This is a genomic window from Desulfobaculum xiamenense (assembly GCF_011927665.1).
In the GTDB taxonomy this organism is placed as follows: domain Bacteria; phylum Desulfobacterota; class Desulfovibrionia; order Desulfovibrionales; family Desulfovibrionaceae; genus Desulfobaculum; species Desulfobaculum xiamenense.
This window is the reverse complement of the sequence record NZ_JAATJA010000003.1, coordinates 134,469-153,261: the sequence shown is the minus strand read 5'-3', so window position 1 is coordinate 153,261 and position 18,793 is coordinate 134,469. Positions and strand designations below refer to the sequence as shown.

At 64.2% G+C, this 18,793-nt stretch carries 14 protein-coding genes; 7 read left to right on the top strand and 7 right to left on the bottom strand.

Annotated elements, in window-relative coordinates:
* The first annotated feature begins 11 nt into the window (after positions 1–11).
* From dsrP to GGQ74_RS13515, 5 genes are all read left to right on the top strand, one after another.
* Positions 12–1,166 (top strand): sulfate reduction electron transfer complex DsrMKJOP subunit DsrP, encoded by a 1,155-nt coding sequence (dsrP, locus tag GGQ74_RS13535; protein WP_167942127.1) that lies wholly within the window; start codon positions 12–14, stop codon positions 1,164–1,166.
* A 173-nt stretch (positions 1,167–1,339) separates the two neighbouring features.
* A complete protein-coding gene (locus tag GGQ74_RS13530) occupies positions 1,340–3,736 on the top strand; it encodes a glycosyltransferase (protein ID WP_167942126.1) in 2,397 nt (798 codons plus the stop codon).
* Between the two features lie 2 nt (positions 3,737–3,738).
* The gene (locus GGQ74_RS13525; protein WP_167942125.1) at positions 3,739–4,977 is read left to right on the top strand and encodes a glycosyltransferase family 2 protein; all 1,239 of its coding nucleotides are present in this window, start codon (positions 3,739–3,741) and stop codon (positions 4,975–4,977) included.
* Between the two features lie 520 nt (positions 4,978–5,497).
* Positions 5,498–5,662 carry a hypothetical protein gene (locus GGQ74_RS13520; protein ID WP_167942124.1) on the top strand — a complete coding sequence of 55 codons (165 nt, stop codon included), beginning with the start codon at positions 5,498–5,500 and terminating at the stop codon, positions 5,660–5,662.
* A gap of 3 nt (positions 5,663–5,665) precedes the next feature.
* Positions 5,666–6,076 (top strand): VanZ family protein, encoded by a 411-nt coding sequence (locus tag GGQ74_RS13515; RefSeq protein ID WP_167942123.1) that lies wholly within the window; start codon positions 5,666–5,668, stop codon positions 6,074–6,076.
* A gap of 74 nt (positions 6,077–6,150) precedes the next feature.
* Here GGQ74_RS13515 and GGQ74_RS13510 read toward each other — a convergent pair whose 3' ends face one another.
* Together GGQ74_RS13510 and GGQ74_RS13505 are read right to left on the bottom strand one after the other, a co-directional pair.
* On the bottom strand, positions 6,151–7,125 hold the full coding sequence (locus tag GGQ74_RS13510; RefSeq protein WP_167942122.1) for a D-2-hydroxyacid dehydrogenase: 975 nt from the start codon (positions 7,123–7,125) through the stop codon (positions 6,151–6,153).
* Between the two features lie 28 nt (positions 7,126–7,153).
* Entirely contained in the window at positions 7,154–8,227 is a 1,074-nt protein-coding gene (locus GGQ74_RS13505) for a type 2 periplasmic-binding domain-containing protein (protein ID WP_167942121.1), read from the bottom strand.
* Positions 8,228–8,400: 173 nt separating this feature from the next.
* Here GGQ74_RS13505 and GGQ74_RS13500 point away from each other — a divergent pair, with 173 nt between their 5' ends.
* On the top strand, positions 8,401–9,639 hold the full coding sequence (locus GGQ74_RS13500; protein WP_167942120.1) for an ABC transporter substrate-binding protein: 1,239 nt from the start codon (positions 8,401–8,403) through the stop codon (positions 9,637–9,639).
* Entirely contained in the window at positions 9,636–12,593 is a 2,958-nt protein-coding gene (locus GGQ74_RS13495; protein ID WP_167942119.1) for an EAL domain-containing protein, read from the top strand. Before GGQ74_RS13500 ends, GGQ74_RS13495 begins: the two co-directional genes overlap by 4 nt.
* Before the next feature lie 288 nt (positions 12,594–12,881).
* Here GGQ74_RS13495 and GGQ74_RS13490 read toward each other — a convergent pair whose 3' ends face one another.
* The 5 genes from GGQ74_RS13490 to GGQ74_RS13470 all read right to left on the bottom strand — a co-directional run bounded on the left by GGQ74_RS13490 (position 12,882) and on the right by GGQ74_RS13470 (position 18,663).
* Positions 12,882–13,895, bottom strand: a complete 1,014-nt coding sequence (locus GGQ74_RS13490; RefSeq protein WP_167942118.1) for a GGDEF domain-containing protein — start codon at positions 13,893–13,895, stop codon at positions 12,882–12,884.
* Between the two features lie 118 nt (positions 13,896–14,013).
* The gene (locus GGQ74_RS13485; RefSeq protein ID WP_167942117.1) at positions 14,014–15,663 is read right to left on the bottom strand and encodes an AMP-binding protein; all 1,650 of its coding nucleotides are present in this window, start codon (positions 15,661–15,663) and stop codon (positions 14,014–14,016) included.
* A 93-nt stretch (positions 15,664–15,756) separates the two neighbouring features.
* On the bottom strand, positions 15,757–16,317 hold the full coding sequence (locus GGQ74_RS13480) for a helix-turn-helix domain-containing protein (RefSeq protein WP_167942116.1): 561 nt from the start codon (positions 16,315–16,317) through the stop codon (positions 15,757–15,759).
* A 116-nt stretch (positions 16,318–16,433) separates the two neighbouring features.
* A complete protein-coding gene (locus GGQ74_RS13475; RefSeq protein ID WP_209280205.1) occupies positions 16,434–18,122 on the bottom strand; it encodes an AMP-binding protein in 1,689 nt (562 codons plus the stop codon).
* Positions 18,097–18,663 (bottom strand): XRE family transcriptional regulator, encoded by a 567-nt coding sequence (locus GGQ74_RS13470; RefSeq protein ID WP_167942114.1) that lies wholly within the window; start codon positions 18,661–18,663, stop codon positions 18,097–18,099. Before GGQ74_RS13470 ends, GGQ74_RS13475 begins: the two co-directional genes overlap by 26 nt.
* Positions 18,664–18,793 lie beyond the last annotated feature (130 nt).

Genomic DNA, 18,793 nt, shown 5'->3' with positions numbered 1-18,793 from the left:
GGTGGTGAGCCATGCTGGAAAAAGCGCTTACTGGAGATAAGAGATACTGGAGCTGGATAGGCTTCCTGCTGGTGCTCATCGGCATCGGCTTCGGCGCCTATGTCGTGCAGTACCAGGAAGGCCTCGTCGTCACGGGCATGAGCCGCGACGTGTCTTGGGCCTTCTACATCGCGCAGCTGACCTATCTGGTCGGCGTGGCGGCCTCCGGCGTCATGCTCGTGCTGCCCTACTACCTGCACGACTACAAGAAGTTCGGAAACCTCGTCGTGTTCGGCGAGTTCATGGCCATCGGCGCCATCATCATGTGCCTGCTGTTCGTCATCGTCGACCTTGGCCAGCCGCAGCGCCTGTTCAACTTGCTCATTCATCCCACGCCGAACTCGATCCTGTTCTGGGATGCCATGGTCCTCAACGGATACATGCTCCTGAACATCATCGTGGGCTGGGCCTCCCTTGAGGCGCAGAAGAAGGGCGTGCCGTACGCCAAGTGGGTCCGCGTTCTGGCCATCGTTTCCGTGCCGTTCGCGTTCTCCATCCACACCGTTACGGCCTTCCTGTACGCGGGCATCCCCGGCCGCCATTTCTGGCTGACCGCCATCATGGCCGCCCGCTTCCTGGCCTCCGCGTTCTGCGCTGGTCCCGCCATCATGCTGCTTCTGCTCATGATCGTGGAGAAGGTTGCCAACTTCAAGCTCGGCAAGGAAGCCGTGGCCACTCTGGCGAAGATCATCACCTACGCCATGTGCGGCAACGTGTTCTTCTTCATGCTTGAGCTGTTCACCGCCTTCTACTCCAACATTCCGGGACACAAGGCGTCCATCGTCTACCTGTTCTCGGGCCTCGAAGGCCATGCCGAGATGGTTCCGTTCTTCTGGACCGCCTCCGTGCTGGCCATTCTGTCCCTGTGCCTGCTCATTCCGTCTCGCACCCGCAATTCCAAGCCCGTGCTCATCTTCTCGCTGATCATCCTCGTGATCGCGACCTGGATCGACAAGGGCCTTGGCCTTGTGGTTGCCGGTTTCATCCCGAACATGTTCGAGGGTGTTACCCCCTACACGCCCACTGGTCTGGAACTGACCATCTCCATGGGCATCTACGCCATCGGCGCGCTGATCGTGACCGTCCTCTGGAAGATCGCCGTCAGCGTCAAGAAGGCTGCCGCCTAGTCGGCCTGTCCCCTGCCTGATGAGGCCCGTCCCGAAAGGGGCGGGCCTTTTTTTGTCCGCCGGGGAACGTGCGCGGTGGAAAACCTCGGCACCTGCATGGATTTTCGCCCGGTTGCGCTTGATGCGCGCACGGATGTATCATGGCCAAACCCCTGACTTCATGCGGAGGTGCCATGACGCGGGAACCCGTGAACGACGCGGCGGTGATGGGCGCGGCGCAGCACACGGCTGGCGGTGCGGCTGCGATGTTTCGTCGCGTGCTGTTCGTCGATGACGCCACGCTCGCGCAGGCGCTTGTCCTGCTTGATGTGCTGCGCGGGCATCATGACGCATCAAGCGCGGAGACGCTTGCCGTGTGTGCTGGAGAGGAGGCGCTGGATGTGTTCCACTCCATTACGCTGCCCGGACTTCGCGTGGTGGACGCTAGCGTCGTCACGCTTCCCAGTGGCGGGCAGCCAGCCGCCGCGACCATCGTCCCCGCCGTGTTGCTTTGGCTGTTTGGCACATTTCCGGACATCGACGAACTGGCGTATCTTTCCTGCGACGTCCTGCCGTGCCCCTGTGCGTTGGAACGCTTGAGGGCGGAGCAGGGCGGGGCGGTGTGCCTGTCCCGGGCGTTTGCCCCTGACGGCGGCAAGGACTTCGATCCGGGCCTCGTGGTCGTGCGTCGTGGGCGGGACGGTTTCCGCTTTCTGGCGTCATGGCTCGCATCTGGTGCGGACTCAGCCACGGGTGGTCACCTCGGGCCGCCCTCGGCGTGCGCCCGGATGTGCGACGCGCCGGTCCTTGCGCCGTGGACGTTTTCGCAAACCTTCGACGGGACGCTCGACGACCCCGCAACCCTTCGTGTGGGCAGCACCCCCGTCGCCCTCGTGCGGATGTGGGCGGCCGCGCTCATGGCACCGGATATCCTCGTGCCGTGCCTCGATTCGCGCTACGCCATTCCCTTCGATGCGCTGGTGCGCCTCCATGCGCCGTACGCCCGACTGCTCGGCGAAGCCCTTGAGCGGTTGCGGCTGCGCAAGCCCAACCATGACCTCCGCCTGCCCACGGGGGCGTCTTCGCTTGGGCCCACGCACGCCATGCTGAGCATTGACCGCCCCGATATGTTGGATATGCCGGATATGCCGCTTCCGGCACTTCCGCATCTGCCGCTTCGCCTTGGCGGGGGCTGCGTGCTTCATGTTCCGCCTGCGCTGGCCCTTGACGATGCGCGCCATGCCGCCGCCCTTGCCGGTCCGGGGCTGTGGGACATTCGGGACATCGAGGCGGCCCCGGCGGACGGACTGGCCGTTGCCGAGGCGCAGGCCGCATGTGCGTCTTCAGCGTCACTGGATGACGCGAGTATTGATCGCCTCGCCGCACTGTTCCCGCGTCACGGTGGGCTTCTGCTCCGCCGTGCGCAGCGTGCTCGTGGGCGTGGCGACGCTGCGGAGGCGGAACGCCTGCTGCGCGGTGCGCTGGAGGCCGACCGTCATCTGCGCACCGCCTCGCTTGAGCTGGCCGACATGATGATGGAACGCGAGGCGTGGGGCGGGGCCGTGGACGTCCTCTCCCGTCGGCTGGACATGTACCCGCGTGACGCAGAGGTTCTGGCGCGGCTCGTCAAGGCGCAGGGCGCACGGGCCGATGCGCTCATTGCCGAGTGTGTCGAAATTCCATGCGGATACATTTCTCGCCCGTACGAGGTCACCTCCATCGTTTCGGCCTATTGCTCCGAGGCCTTCATGCGCGAATGCCTCGACGATCTGGAAGGGCTGAGTGTGGCCGATCGGCTGGAGATCGTGGTGGTGGATGCGGCCTCGCCCGAGGACGAAGGAGCCATCGTGCGGGAATACGGTGGGCGCTTCGGCAACATTCGTCTTTTTCGCGCACCGCGCCGCATCAGCGTCTATGAGGCGTGGAATGTGGCGGTGCGCATCGCCTCGGGGACCTCTCTCACCCCCTTCAGCACCAACGACAGGCTTCGATCCACGGCGTACGAGATACTGCTCGGCGTCTTCGCGCAGCATCCCTCCACCGCCCTTGCCTTCGGGAACACGAAGCTCACCAGCCAACCGCATGGCACGTTCGACGAGTATGTCCCGAGTGCGGAAAGCGGCGGCTACTGGGAATGGCCGGACTATTCCTTCGCCTACAACCTTGAGCAGCCGACCGTGGGGCCGCATCCACTGTGGCGAAGGAGCCTGCACGACGAGTTGGGACTCTTCGACGAGCGCTACCAGCGCGTGGCGGATCAGGATTTCTTCCTGCGCGTTGGGCGCTCGCGCGAGGTGCGCAACGTGCGCGAGTTCACCGGTCTTGCGTGGCTCGACAGCGGTGCGGTCTCGCGAAACGCCGAGAGCGTGCGCGAATTCGCCACGATCCAACGCCGGTTCAAGGCATCGCTCTACGCCGACATCATCGCGGGCTATGTGATGGAGAATTTCGTCACCATGGCCGAGGTCATGTTGCTCGACGGCCGGGCCGCAGACGTCGAACGTCTGTGTGCGGCCTGCGAGACCCGCTTGCCGGGGCATGGCGTCCTGCGGCGATTGGTCGCGGTCGCCCGGCGGCTGGCGGAGGGCTGAGCATGCCTGCGGTCAGCGTGTGTATCCCCGTTCACGGGCAGTGGGCGCTCACGCGGGCCTGCCTCGAAGCCCTGCGCTCCTCGGTCCCCGGTCGCGCCCTTGAGGTGGTGGTGGCGGACAATGCCTCCACCGACGAGACGCCCGTCGAACTTCCGGCCCTCGGGCGGGCGCTGTTCGGCGATGACTTCATCCACCTTCGCAGCGAGGACAATCCCGGCTTCGCCATCTCCTGCAACCGGGCCGCCGCCCATGCGCGCAGTCCGATGCTGTTCTTTTTGAACAACGATACCGTGCCCGAGTCCGACTGGCTGGCCCCACTGCTCGAAGCCTTCTCACTCGATGCCCGGCTCGCCGCCGTCGCGCCGCTGCTGGTCTATCCCAATTCCGGCCGTGTCCAGCACTGCGGCATCGCCTTTGATCCGTTCCTGCGCCCCTGTCATCTCTACGAATACTTTCCAGCCACTCATCCCGTGCTGTGCACTGCGCGCCGGGTGCAGGCGCTTTCCGCCGCTGCGCTCATGATGCCGACCGAGTTCTTTCGTGACCTCGGCGGTTTTCACGAGGGCTACGTCAATGGTTACGAGGACATGGACCTTTGCCTCTCCATGCGGCGGCGCGGGATGCGTCTCGCCTGTGTTCCCGAAAGCCGCATCGGTCACTACACGAGCCGGACTCCCGGCCGTTTCGACCGCGAAACCGCCAACGCCGCGCTTTTCCGTCAACGCTGCGCCGCGCTGGTGCGTTCCGATTTGCATCGCCACTTTGAGCGCGACGGCTTCGCCCTGCGTTTCACCGCTTGGGGCGCCGCCCATGCCGCGCTTTCCGAATCCGCTCGGCACGCTCTCGACGCCGTGGCACCGGCCACGCTTCCCGAACTTGAACAGGCCCTCGACGCGGCCCCTCTGTGGGAACGAGGCTATGAGCTGTTCGCCGAGGCGGCGCGCCGCGAAGGTGAGCCTGAGCGCCTTGTGGACATCCTGTTTCTGCGGGCCTTTCTTCTGCCTTCCATTCCTGCCTTGGAGGCGCTTGCCGATGTTGCCGCCGCATCCGGCGACGCTGTGGCCGAACGCTCGGCCCGCGAGAGCGTCGCGAGCGCCCTCCGCATTCTCGCCAATCCCGCTGCACTGCGAAAGCGCATGCAGGCCGTCTGCGATGCCGCCGACCGCGTGCGTGACGCCGGACTCGCCGCGGCCTGCCGCCAGTGGCTTGCCGTATCGTTCCTAGCTGAATGCAAGCCGTAGGCTCCGCCGGCCAAGGGGCCGCTGGCCCCCTGGACCCCCGATATGCGATGGATGTGTGTGCCCATGGCGGGGCGTGCGGCTTTGCGCGACGAAGCCCTAGTGAGGATTGCCAAGGAGGTCAGCCCCTTGACCGGAGTCCTGGGCTGGCCCCGGCCGTCAGAGGCGAACTTTCGCGTAGCGGGTTGTCGCTGTGGCAGGGCGTATCGATCATTGCCACATGCAAGCCGTAGGCTCCGCCGGCCAAGGGGCCGCTGGCCCCCTGGACCCCCGATATGCGATGGGCGTGGGTGCCCATGGCGGGGCGTGCGGCTTTGCGCGACGAAGCCCTAATGAGGATTGTCAAGGGGGTCAGCCCCTTGACCGGGGTCCGGGGCTGGCCCCGGCCGCCGGAGGCGAACTTTCGCGTAGCGGGGTGGGGAGCCATAGGCCCAAGGCACGGCGCGGCACTTTCCCTCTTCCGAAAGGGGGCGCAAACGGGTATCGTGCTGGGCAACCGCAACCGGCAATTCAGGAGATACTCATGAAGGAAGCGATATTCCGTGGCATTCTGATCGGTGGGGCGCTTGGCGTCATCGCCACGTTCGTGCTGCACATGGATCCGCCACGGGCGTTTTTCCTCGGCGCTGGCGGCGGCCTGCTGGCCGGGCTGACCCGTTATCTCGTCACGCGCAAGAGGAACCGGTAGTCCATGGAAGACCGCAGCGACGCCGACGCCGTACGTCGGACATTCCTTCTGCTGCTCGCCATCGGCCTCGTCACGTTGGTCTGCGTGAGCTTGTTCTCGGGGTTCATGCCGCCGTATCGAAGGCTGTTCATGCGCGTGTCGCTCGACAATGCGCTGCATTTTTTGGCATTCGCCATGCTGGCCACGGTGACGCCGCCAGCATTTCGCACACGCGCCGTGGCGGTGGGAGCGCTTTTCGCACTGTTGCTGATGGGATTTTCCCTCGAATTCTGGCAAACCTTCATTCCCAATCGGCGTTGCTCGTTAGCGGATGCGTCGGCCAACATGCTTGGGCTGACGCTTGGCGGATTGCTGGGGTTCGTGCTGCGGTTGCGCCTGCTTGAACCGCTCATGAACGACGCGCACCGCGCGTGATGCGCTCCGCGTGCTGAAGAAAAGCGAAAGCCCCCGCCTTGGCGGGGGCTTTTTTGTCGTGGGAGTGCGTGCGGTCAGCGGGCGAGCCACGTGTCGTTGACGACGTTGGCCGGACGTCCCGCCAGATAGGCGCGGACGTTTGCACCGGCCTGACGCATGAGATTCTGCCGGGCGGTCAGGGAGGCCCATGCGATGTGCGGAGTGAGGATGCACCCCGGCGCGGAAAGCAGAGGATTGTCCGAGGAGATGGGTTCGGCCGACACGACGTCGAGGGCCGCGCCGCGCAGTTTCCCCGCCGCAAGGGCCGCCGCGAGGGCGTGCTCGTCCACGAGTCGTCCGCGGGCGGTGTTGATGAATAGCGCCTCGGGCTTCATGCGCGAGAGCAGGTCCGCATTGACGAAGCGTTCGTTGTCTGCGGTCAGCGGGCAGTGCAGGCTGATCACGTCGGCCTGTTCGAAGACTTCCTCGATTGATGCGTAGCTGAAGGGCGCGTAGTCGGGCACCGGCTTGGGCGTGCGGGTGCAGGCCAGCACCTTCATCCCGAAGGCGTGGGCGAGCTCGCTCACCCGGCTGCCGATGGCTCCGAAGCCGATGATGCCCATCGTCTGCCCGGTCAGTTCGATCTGCGGGGTGTTCCAGAAGCACCAGTCCTCGCTGGCGGCCCACAGCCCGGCCTTGACGCTTGCGTCGTGGTCGCGGATGTGGTGATCGAGTTCGAGAATCATGGCGAAGACGTATTGCGCCACGGCGTTGGTGGCGTATCCGGGCACGTTGCAGACGGGGATGCCTCGGCGTCCGGCCGCTTCGAGATCGACCACGTCGAACCCGGTGGCCAGCACGCCGATGTAGCGCAGATTGGGCAGTTGGGAGAGCGTTTCGGCCGTCAGCGGCGTTTTGTTGACGAGCACGATTTCGGCGTCCTGCGCACGGGGGACGATGTCCTCGGTTGCCGTGCGGGGGTATACGGTCACGTCGCCGAGTTCCTCAAGCGGCACCCACGGGTTGTCGCCGGGATTGAGTGTATGGCCATCGAGCACGACAATCTTCATTGATTCATCCTTTCCTGAATGGATTCCCTCACGCCCCACCTGGGGCAGCCATGGCGACCTCGCGCAGGCCGCCAAGACGTTCCTGAACCGAATGATACTCCTCGGCCAGCCGCCGGAGTTCGGCATCGCTGCCCGAGACCTCCGCGATGACATCCCGCGCGATTTCCCGCAAGTGTTCGACAATGGGATTGGAAAGCGTCCGCCGCACATCCGGGCGCGCGGCGACACACGCGGCCATGGCCTGCGCGTTGGCCGTCCGGAAGTCGCATTGCAGGCGCATGTCCTCCTGCATGGCGCAGGCATCCACGATGCGGCGGATGACCGGCGGTACGGCGTCGTAGGCCTTGCGATTGATGATGAGGACCATGCGCCCGGCCCTGTTCTGCCAGCCCGGGGAACAGTATGCGCTTGCATGGCGGTCCATGCCGAGAAGGCATTCGTGGTGCGGCCCGTGCCACCATGCGCCGTCGATGCGCCCGGCCGCGAGTTCCGCAGCGATGTCCGGGCCTGAAATTTGTGGATGTTCGGTGACCGTGGCTCCGGCCCGTGCGAGAACGCTCCCGGCAAGGCCCCATGCTGGCAGGCACAGGCCTCGCAGCTCGTCCGGGGTTTCCGGGACGCGGCGCATCCAGCCGAAGCCGCTGCCGCCGGTGTCGCCCATGGGCATGGCGTAGACGCCGAGATCGAGACACGCCTTGCGAAGGGCCTGTGCGCCGCCGCCCTTGTATAGCCACACGTTGGTGCCTGCCGCGTCGAGCCCGAAGGGAATGCCGGTGAACCAGTGCAGGGCGGGGTGTCTGTCCGCCCAGTAGGACGTGAAGACGTGCGCGCATTCGACTTCGCCCGAGGCGACCCTGTCCAGAACGGACAGGGGAGGCATGCTCGGGGAGGCGACGTTGACATCGACGGCGAGGCGGCTTTCGGTGAGCAGTGAAACCTGCCGCGCGAAACGGAACGCCCCGGCCTTGAACAGTTCCATGTCGCTGGTCCAGGCCAGCGCCATGCGCCAGCGCGTACGGCCAGCGGTGGCGGCCAGTGCAGGGGCCGCGAGGCCGAGCCCGGCGGTGGCGCAGAGGGTGGCGAGAAAACGTCGTCTGTTCATGTTCTCCGATGGGGTCGAGGTCATGGACGGTCTGCGGGAGCTTCGGTTTCACATGCTACCAGAACTCGGACCGCAAGGCGAGAAATGCATGCAATCGACCAATGATGTTGAGAATTTTCGAAACATCTGGTACGAGGTCACGACACCCAGTCACATCCCTATCCGGAGAACGCATGAATCGCCGCATGGCACATGCTCTGGCGCTGACGCTTGCGGTTGTAGTGCTGCAGGCCCTTTGCGCGTGGAGTGCGGAACCCATCCGCATCGGCATGTCCGCCGCGTTCACCGGTTCGGCCCGCGCTCTCGGCATTGAGACTTATCGCGGCGCTGCCGCCTATCTGGACAGGGTCAATGAGCTGGGTGGCGTCCACGGTAGGCGCATCGAATTGTGCGCCATGGACGACGGCTACGCCCCTGTGCCCGCTATCACCAATACGGTGGAACTGGTGGAGAACCAACGCGTCTTCGCCCTGTTCGGCTACGTGGGCACGCCGACGGTCACGCGCATGTTGCCGCTGCTGCGGCGCTATCAGGATCGCGGCCTGCTGCTCCTGTTCCCCGTGACGGGCACTATGTCTATTCGCACCAGACCCTACGAATCCAGCGTCTTCAACCTGCGAACCTCCTACTTCGGCGAACTCGACGCGCTGATCGACAGCCTCGTGAACTCCGGACGCAGGCGCATTGCTGTCTTCTATCAGGCGGACGCCTTCGGCAGAAACGGCTGGGACGGCGCGCGTCGCGCCTTGTTCCGCCACGGCCTTTCTCTCGCCGGGGAGGCGAGCTACCGCAGGGGTGAGCCGTTTGAGGCCTCCATGATCGAGCAGGCGCACATCATCATGCGCAGCAATCCGGACGCCATCGTCGCCGTCGGAACTTCCGGGCCATGCGCGGGGTTCATTCGCGATGCCCGCCTTTCCGGATTCATCGGTCCCATTGGCTGCGTCTCGTTCGCCAACAGCGAACGTCTTGAGGAACTGCTGACCGAGGCCAGCCGCGCCCACGGCCGCGACATGTCGCGCGGGGTGGTCATCTCGCAGGTCGTGCCGAGTTACGAGGACACCAGCCTGCCTGCCGTACGAGAGTATCGCGAGCTCATGGAGTCCGGCGCACCGCTGCCGCCCGGCGTCTTGGCCAAGGACAACTATGTTCCGCCGCTGTACAGCTTCGCCAGCTTCGAAGCCTACCTGAGCGCGCGTCTGCTGGTGGAGGGACTGCTGCGCTCGGGCGCGAATCCTTCGCGTGCGGCGCTCGCTCATGCGTTTGAATCCATGCATGCCATCGACCTCGGCATAGGCGTGCCGCTGTCCTTCGCGCGTACCAAGCATCAGGCCCTGTCCTCGGTGACGCTTACCGCCATCCGTGACCGCAGATTCGTTCCCGTCGATACCATTGAGGGGTGGCAGCCATGAGGCGCGTTCGCCTGTTCTCCAAGGCGCTCATTTTCATGCTCGTCGCGTTTGGCGTGCTGGCGGCCGTGTCCGGCGGATATTCCGCGTGGCAGCTCAGCACCCTCATGACGGCGGAGCACGAGGACAAGGCGCTGGCCATTGCCGAATCCATCGCCGGGGCCAATGTGGAGTTGATTCTCGACGGCGACGCCACCGCCATTCAGGCCGCCATCGACACCTGCATGGAGATCAAGGGCATTTCCTATGTCCTCGTGGCCAATGCTCGGGGAGAAGTGCTGGCCCACACCTTCGCGCCCGCCATTCCGCCCGCCATCCGCCATGCGGTGCGGGAAGGTCAAGGCCTGCGCCAGCCCGTGGTGCAGACGCTCAACACCGGGCCGGGTGGGTCCTTCCTGCACGTCACTTATCCCGTGTTGGCGGGCGAGGCGGGCAACGTGCACATCGGCATGAACCGCAGTGGCGTTCTCGGGCTCATCCGCGATTCCGTTATCAACCACCAGATTTTGACCCTCGGGTTCTTCTTCATCTGCGCAGTGGCCGCATGGCTGTTCATGGGCACGATCTCGCGTCCGCTCATCCAGCTTATGGAGTACGCCCGCCGCGTCGCCGCGCACGACTTTACGGCCACCATCGACATCCGCTTCGATGACGAGGTTGGCGATGTCGCCCATGCCGTGCGATCCACCGCCGAGGAACTGGCGAGCCTCATCACGCGGCTCGAACGCTCCGTCGCCGAGGCCACCGAAGAGCTCTCCACCACGCTGTCCACTGTGTCGGCCATCGTCAACAGCATGGCCGACGGTCTCATGGTCACCAACGAAAGCGGACGACTCCTGCGTTTCAATCCCGCACTGCTCGACATCTTTGCCCTCGATGCTGCAGATGCGGTGGGGCGGAGTATCGACGATCTTCTCGGTACGTCCCTCGCCGATGTGCTGCACATGGCCGGGCTGGATGCCGCCGAGCCCGACGCACAGCCCATCGAGCATCGTACGGTGGAACTTCCCGCCTCGGTGGGCGATCTCGAATTTCCCGTGGAAATCTCCATCGCCTCCGTTCAGCGCGGGGATGAACGGAACTACGTCATCATCGTGCGCGACATCACGGAACGTAAATTTGTGGAAGAGCAACTGCGTGAGGCGCGCGACAGGCTGGAGGACCGCGTCCGCGACCGCACGGCGCGCCTTGAGCGCGTTAACCGGCAGCTCGTTGGCGAAATCGCGGAGCGCAAGGAGGCCGAACGCGCCCTTGTGGCAGCCGAGGCCAACTATCGCCTCATCTTCGAGAACGCCGTCGAGGGCATATTCCGCATTACGCCGGACGGAACCTGCACTGAGGCCAACCCCGCCCTCGCGAGGATATTCGGCTACGATTCGCCGGATGAACTGCTGGCCGCATGCGACCAGCTTGTGGGTAATTCCCGCCTCGATGTCGAAAGCGCGCAGGAATTTCTCGTCACGCTGCGGGCTAATGGCGAGGTGCGCAATCACCACTCGCGCGCCATGCGTCGCGACGGGCGCGTCATCTGGGTCTCGCTCAATGCCCGCGCCATTCGCGACGAGCATGGCAACGCCGTGCATTTCGAAGGGTCCGTGGAGGATATCACCGAACGTCGCGAATCCGAGGCCGCGCTCAAGCACCGTGCATTCCACGATCCGCTCACCGCGCTTCCGAATCGCAGCCTGTTCCTCAACCATCTCGAAATGGCCATGAAGCGCACGCGGCGGTCTCCGGGCTATCTCTTCTCCGTCTTGTACATGGACCTCGACCGCTTCAAGATCATCAACGACAGTCTTGGTCACAACGTGGGCGACCTGCTGTTGTGTCACGTCTCGCAGACGCTGACCCGCTGCGTGCGCGACGTGGATACCGTTTCGCGTTTCGGTGGCGACGAATTCGCGGTGCTTATTGAGGACATTATCGACCCCCGCGAATGCATCAAGATCGCCAAGCGCATTCTCGACGAGATTCGCAGGCCGGTCATCCTCGGCGGATGCGAAGTGCTCACCGCCGCAAGCATCGGCATCGTCCTGCTTACCGAGGACTACGACAGCGCGGAAGATATCCTGCGCGACGCGGATACCGCCATGTACCGCGCTAAGGAACTCGGAAAGGGGCACTTCAAGGTCTTCAACCAGAAGATGCATGATCAGGCACTCCGGCAGATGCAGATGGAAAACGATCTGCGGCAGGCCGTCGAGCATGACGGTTTTGAAATCCACTATCAGCCCATCGTCGCTATGGACACGGGGACCGTGCGGGCGCTGGAGGCGCGCATACGTTGGCGGCACACCGAACTGGGGCTGCTTTCCCCCCGGGATTTCCTCTCACTTGCCGAGGACACCGGACTCATCCTGCCCATGGGCGAGTGGATGATGCGCCATGTTTGCGAGCAGATTCATGACTGGCACGAACGGTGTGGACTCGACATGCCGGTCGGCATCATCCTTTCGGCGCGGCAGTTCATGCAGCCCACGCTCCCCGCGGATATCCGGGACGTGCTCCACGCCACGGGCGTCCCGCCACGTCTCGTCATTCTCGAAATTCCCGAGAGTGTGCTCATGCACAACCTCGCAACGTCAACGGCCCTGCTCGGCAAGTTGCGCGAGCTTGGCGTAGGTATCGCGCTTATCGACTACGGTTCCGGCATGTCGTCACTCTCGCACCTGCTTCAGTTCCGGCTCGATGCCATCCGCATTCACAGCGGTCTCGTCGCACGCATCGATCAGGACGCCGAGGTCTGCGCCCTTGTGCGGTCCATAGTGGACCTCACCCGCAACATTGGCGTGTGCGGCGTCGCGTCGGGAGTGCTGCGGCGTACGCAGGCCGAAATTCTTCATCAGTTCCAATGCCCCTACGTGCAGGGGCACCTCTTCGGCAAACCCATGCCAGCCGATCGCATCCCATCCTTCCTCCACCCGGATTCCGCCGAAGTTCGCTCCGCGTCGTCCTGATGCCAAGCCGCTGCGCGGGCATGGCCTCCGGCGGCCGGGGCTTTGCCCCGGACCCCAGTCAAGGAAATGATTTCCTTGACAATCCTCACTAGGGCTTCGTTGCGCAAAGCCGTGCGGTGCGCCAAGGGCACCCACGGTTATCACAAATCGGGGTTCCTAGGGGCCAGCGGCCCCTAGGCCGGCGGAGCCTACGTCTCGCATGGAGAAACGAACGATACGGTCGGGCCACAGCGCCAGCGGAGCCTACGGCTCGCATGGGGCAGTGAACGATACGGTCGGGCCTTGGGATTAGCGGATGTTCTTGGAGCGCTTGTCGTTGTAGAGGCGCTGGTCTGCGAGGCGCAGGAGGGAGGCGTGGTCTGTGACGCCTGATTCGTGGGCTTCGGCGACGCCGAAGCTGAAGCGTACGGCGGTTTCTATGCCGGGGACGGGCGTATCGGCGAGTTGCGCGGCGGCGCGGGTCATGAAGCGGTGGGTCTGCGTGGCGGTGGTTTCCGGGAGGATGATGACGAATTCGTCGCCTGCGTAGCGTGCGCAGGTGTCGGTGGTGCGGACCATGGCGGCGATCTGTTTGGCGAAGAAGGCGAGGAGCCTGTCGCCTGCATCGTGCCCGAGGGTGTCGTTGACGGTTTTGAAGTCGTCGAGGTCGATGAAGACGATGGACAGGGGCGAGTCGTAGCGCTTGGCGCGGGCGTATTCGGTGCGCAGGCGCTGGTCCATGGCGCGGCGGTTGAGGAGCGAGGTGAGCGGGTCGCAGGTGGCGAGCATGCGCAGGCGCTCGTGTGCGGTGACGTTGGACAGGCACAGCGAAACCTTGACCGCGAGCTGGGCGAGCAGGTCGGTGTTCATGTCCGGGGCGAAGCGGGTTGGGGATGTGTCGGCCTGATTGAGGCTGCCAATGAGCGCGCCGTCGAGCGTGATGGGGGCGACGGCGATGGAGCGCACGTCGGCGGGGCGCGGCTCGGGGTAGAGGGCGGTGAACGGGGCGAGGCCCTGATTGCGCAGGACGGGTGTCATGCGTCCGCGAGTGATGTCGAGGAAGGTGTCGCGGTCGATGGTGTTGAGCTGTCCGTCGAGGTCCTCGGCATTGGCCAGCGTGCGCACGAGGGCGGCGGCGTCACTGTCTGCGATGAGGGATATCCAGGCGTAGGGGACGTTGCAGCGGTTGCGCATGAGATTGAGCAGCCGCACGAAGAGGCTCGTGAAGTCGAGGACGGTGAGGATCTCCGTTTCGATTTCGAAGAATTTCCTCTGTATATCCTGATTTCTGCGGATAAGCTCGTAGATGTCGTTGTCTGTCATGGCCGTTTGCGTGCGAAGGTGGATCTTCGGGTGCCGGACCATACTGCAAGGTCTGAAAAAGGAAAAGCGGCGCGAAACACGTTTCGCGCCGCTTTTTGTGCATGAGTGGACAGCGGGTCTAGTCTGCGGCCTGCAAGTCGCGTTTGCGGATCTCGGCGCGCTTGATCTTGCCGGAGATGGTCTTCGGCAGTTCATCGACGAATTCGATGATGCGCGGGTACTTGTAGGGCGCGGTGACCTTCTTGACGTGGTTCTGGAGCTCCTTGGCCAGTTCGGGCGTGCCTTCGACGTCGTGCGAGAGGACGATGGTGGCCTTGACGGCCTGTCCGCGCACGGGGTCCGGAACGCCGGTCACTGCGGCCTCGACCACGGCGGGATGCGAGATGAGGGCGCTTTCGACCTCGAAGGGTCCGATGCGGTAGCCGGAGCTCTTGATGAGGTCGTCCACGCGGCCGAGGAACCAGAAGTAGCCGTCCTCGTCCATCCACGCCTTGTCGCCGGTGTGGTAGAAGCCGTTGCACTTGGCCGCGGCGGTCTTTTCCGGTTCGTCGACGTATTCGTTGAACAGGCCGATGACGGGGGCGTCATCGCGCAGGCGTACGCAGATTTCGCCTTCCTCGCCGGTGGAGCAGGGATTGCCGTCGTGATCGAGGAGCACGATGTCCCAGCCGGGCACGGGCTTGCCGATGGAACCGGGTTTCGGCTCCATGAACGAGAACGTGGCAATCTGGAGCGTGGTTTCGGTCTGGCCGTAGCCCTCGCGGATGGAGAGACCGGTGGCCTTCTTCCAGTCGTCGAAGACGCTGGTGTTGAGCAGCTCGCCTGCGGTGGTGCAGTAGCGAAGCTTTGATAGATCGTACTTCGAGAGGTCCTGCCGGATGAGGAAGCGGTAGACCGTGGGCGGCGCGCAGAAGGTGGTCACGCCCTCGTGGGCCATGACGGACAGGAGCGCCGCGGGGTCGAATTTGCCACGGAAGTCGTAGACGAAGACGGTGGCACCGGCCATCCACTGACCGTACATCTTGCCCCATACGGCCTTGCCCCAGCCGGTGTCGGCCACTGTGAGGTGGACGTCGCCGGGTTCGAGGTTGTGCCAGTAGGTGCCGGTGATGTAGTGGCCGATGGCGTAAGTGTGACGATGCTCGACCATCTTCGGGTTCCCGGTGGTTCCGGAGGAGAAGAAGATGAGCAACGGATCGTTGCCGCCCGCGTAGTCGGCCGGGCGGGGGAAGCTGTCTGCGGCGGTGGCGCAGATGTGGTCGAAGTGCTGCCAGCCGGGGAGCATCTGGCCCGGTCCGCACTGGATGAGCAGATCGAAGTCCGAGCACTGCTCGCGGGCCTCGTGGACGGTGTGCGCCACGGAGTCTTCGCAGATGCAACCGCGAACGTGCCCTGCCTGCACGCGGTAGGCGATGTCCTTCACCGTGAGCAGGTGGGGCGAGGGGATGGCCACCGCGCCGAGACGATGCAGGGCCATCATGGTGACCCAGAACTCGATGCGGCGGAAGAGAATGAGCATGATCCTGTCGCCTTTGCGGACGCCGCGTTCGGCGAGCGCGTTGGCGAGGCGGGCGGACGAGCGGGCCAGCCAGTCGAAGTCGTACTCGCGGCGGACGCCGTCGGGACCGACGTGGATGATGGCCTTGCGCCGGGGATCGTCCTTGGCGATGGTGTCGAGGACGTCGTAGGCGAAGTTGAAGTGCTCGGGAACTTCCAGACGGAAGCTCTTTAGAAACTCGTCGTAGGATCGTGCGGTCAGCTTTGTCATGGTGCCTGAAACCTCAATATTGGTGGCTATGGGAAACGGAATCCATTCGTGACGTCGGGTGTGGGGGGCGTTTCGCCGTGCGCGGCGAAACGCCTAGATAATGACGTCGAGGAATTCCGCTTCGTTGCCGTCGAGGCCTCGGAGCGAGTGGGGAGTCTGGGAGCCGAAGTAGAGGCTGTCGCCGGGTTCGAGAACCACGGTGTTGCCGTCGAGGTTGATCTCCAGACGTCCGGAGAGCATGTAGATGAATTCCTGTCCGGGATGGGTGGCGAAATGCGTTTCGCCCGCTTCCTTGGCGGGAACGCGGACCCGGAAGGGTTCCATCTTGCGGCCGGTGAAGCGGTAGGCGAGGCTCTTGTAGTCGTAGTCCTTGCGGCGTTCCACCGCGAGGCCTTCGCCCGCCTTGACCAGAGAGTAGGAGGTCAGGTGCGCGTCTCCGCCGGAGAGCAGCACCGTGAGGTCCACGCCACAGGCCTGCGCGACGTTGAAGAGAAAGCTCACCGGGATTTCGATGGTGCCGGATTCGTATCCGGCCACGGTGGCTTCGTCCACGCCGACCTTGGCTGCGAGATCCGCGACGCTCATGTCGAGCGCATCGCGCAGACCCCGCAGGCGTGGCGCGATTTCCTTGTACGCCTTTTCCATTTTCTGCATCGGGTCGTTCTCCTTGCTGACCTGCCGGGACGGACACTCCGCCCTAGCGCCCGCGCAGGGGCGGGACTTCATCGTGGCTGCGCGGCTCCCCCCACGGTCGCCGCGCATTCGCGCCGTTAGGCGTCGGGCCACATCTCGGCGGCGATCTCCCGAAGCTTGTACTTCTGGATCTTACCGCTCGCCGTCATGGGATACTTGTCGAGGAAGACGATATAGCGCGGAACCTTGTGCCACGCGATCTTGCCGCGGCAGAAGTCCTGCACGTCCTCGGGCTGCATGGTCACGTCGTCCTGAAGCAGGATGAACGCGGCGACTTCCTCGCCGTACTTCCTGCTCGGTACGCCGGCGACCTGCACGTCCCGCACGCCGTCCATGGTGTAGAGGAATTCCTCGATCTCGCGGGGATAGATGTTTTCTCCGCCACGGATGATCATGTCCTTCAGGCGGCCGGTGATGGAGACGTAGCCTTCGTCGTCCATCACGCCGAGGTCGCCAGAGTGCAGCCAGCCGTCAATGTCGATGGCGCGGGCGGTGGCCTCGGGCATCTCGTGGTAGCCCTTCATGACCAGATAGCCACGGCAGCATACCTCGCCCTGCACGCCATGCGGGCATTCCTCGCCGGTCTCGGGGTCCACGATGCGGACCTCCACGCCGGGCATGGCCTTGCCCACGGTTTCGGTGCGGCGGCGGATGTCGTCGTGCATGCGGGTCTGGGTCATGACGGGGCTAGCCTCGGTGAGGCCGTAGCAGATGGTGATGTCCTTCATGAACATCTTCTCCATCACTTGCTTCATGACGTGCACCGGGCACGGGGAACCGGCCATGATGCCGGTGCGCAGGCTGGAGAAGTCGAACCTCGGGAAGAGGTCGTGCTGGAGCACGGCGATGAACATGGTGGGCACGCCGTAGAGCGCAGTGCAGCGCTCCTGCTCCACGCTTCTCATGACCATGACCGGGTCGAACTTTTCGAGGATGACCAGCGTGGTGCCGTGGGTGACGGCGGCCAGCACGCCGAGCACGCAGCCGAAGCAGTGGAACAGCGGTACGGGCAGGCACAGCCTGTCGTTCTCGGTGAAGCCCTGATTCTCGCCGATCCAGAAGCCGTTGTTGCCGATGCTCTTGTGCGTGAGCATGACGCCCTTGGGGAAGCCGGTGGTTCCCGAGGTGTACTGCATGTTCACGACGTCGTCGGGTTCGAGGCTGGCCTGCCGGGCCGCGTATTCCTCGTCGGAAACGGTGGCGGCGAGGCCGAGGATCTCGGGCACGGAGTACATGCCACGGTGCTTCTGCGGGCCGAGATAGGCCACGCGCTTGAGCGCCGGGAAGCGTTCGGACTTGAGATGTCCGCGCTCCTGCTCGCGCAGCTCGGGCACCAGATCGTGCATGGTGAGCACGTAGTCGGTGTCGTAGAAGCCGTCCATGACGAAGATGGTCTCCGCGCCGGACTGCTTGAGCAGGTACTCCAGCTCGCTGACCTTGTAGCTGGTGTTCACGGTGAGCAGGATGGCGCCGATCTTGGCCGTGGCGAATTGCAACGTCACCCAGTAGGGGACGTTGGTCGCCCACACGGCGACCTTTTCGCCGCGCTTGATGCCAAGGGCCATGAGACCCCGCGCCAGCCTGTCCACGAGTTCGCCGAACTCCCGCCATGTGAGGCGGAAGTCGCGGTCCACATAAATGAGCGCTTCCCTATCGGGATATTTCGAAACCGTCTCGTCCAGAATCTGGCCGAGGGTTATGTGGCGAACGAAGTCCTGATCCACGGGTCCTCCTTCATGGTTAGGCTGGGACGTACACAACGGCATAGATTTCCGCCTCGGACGCGCCATGCGCGCCGACGAAGTGCGGAACCACGGAGTTGTAGTACATGCTGTCGCCGGGGCCGAGCACGTGTGTTTCGTTGCCGTACACGAGCTGTACCTCGCCGGAGACGACCACGATGAACTCCTCACCTTCATGGGAGGAGAGCTTGGGTTCGTCGGCGGAAGGCTCCAGCCTGATGAAGAAGGGCTCCATGGAGCGGTCGGCTTTGCCGCGTCCGAGATGATAGTAGACCATGTCGGGCGAGTTCTTGCCGCTGGCGTGGGCAACGGTTTCTTCCTTGCGGTCGGCTAGGCGCACGATGAGGGGGTCGGTGGTCAATTCGTCGTCCATGAAAGTCCCAAGTCTGGTTCCGAGGGCGCGGGCGAGCTTTACCATCATGCCGAGGGCGGGTTTCACGCTTCCGCTCTCGACGGCGTCAACGAAGGAGGCGTCGAGCTTGGCGCGCTGCGCCAGTTCGTCGATGCTCCAGCCCTTGCGTTCCCTAAAATTCTTGATGCGCGTGCCGATCTTTCCGTTGTCCATGAATCCTCTCCTATGCGCTTTGAGATCTGGTGTCGGTTTACTAAGCGCCTGAAACGGTCTTACCCCTAAGCGTTTCAGGCCGCCAGTCCCGCCGTGGCGGAAACCGGGCGCAAACCCCCAGGACCGAAAA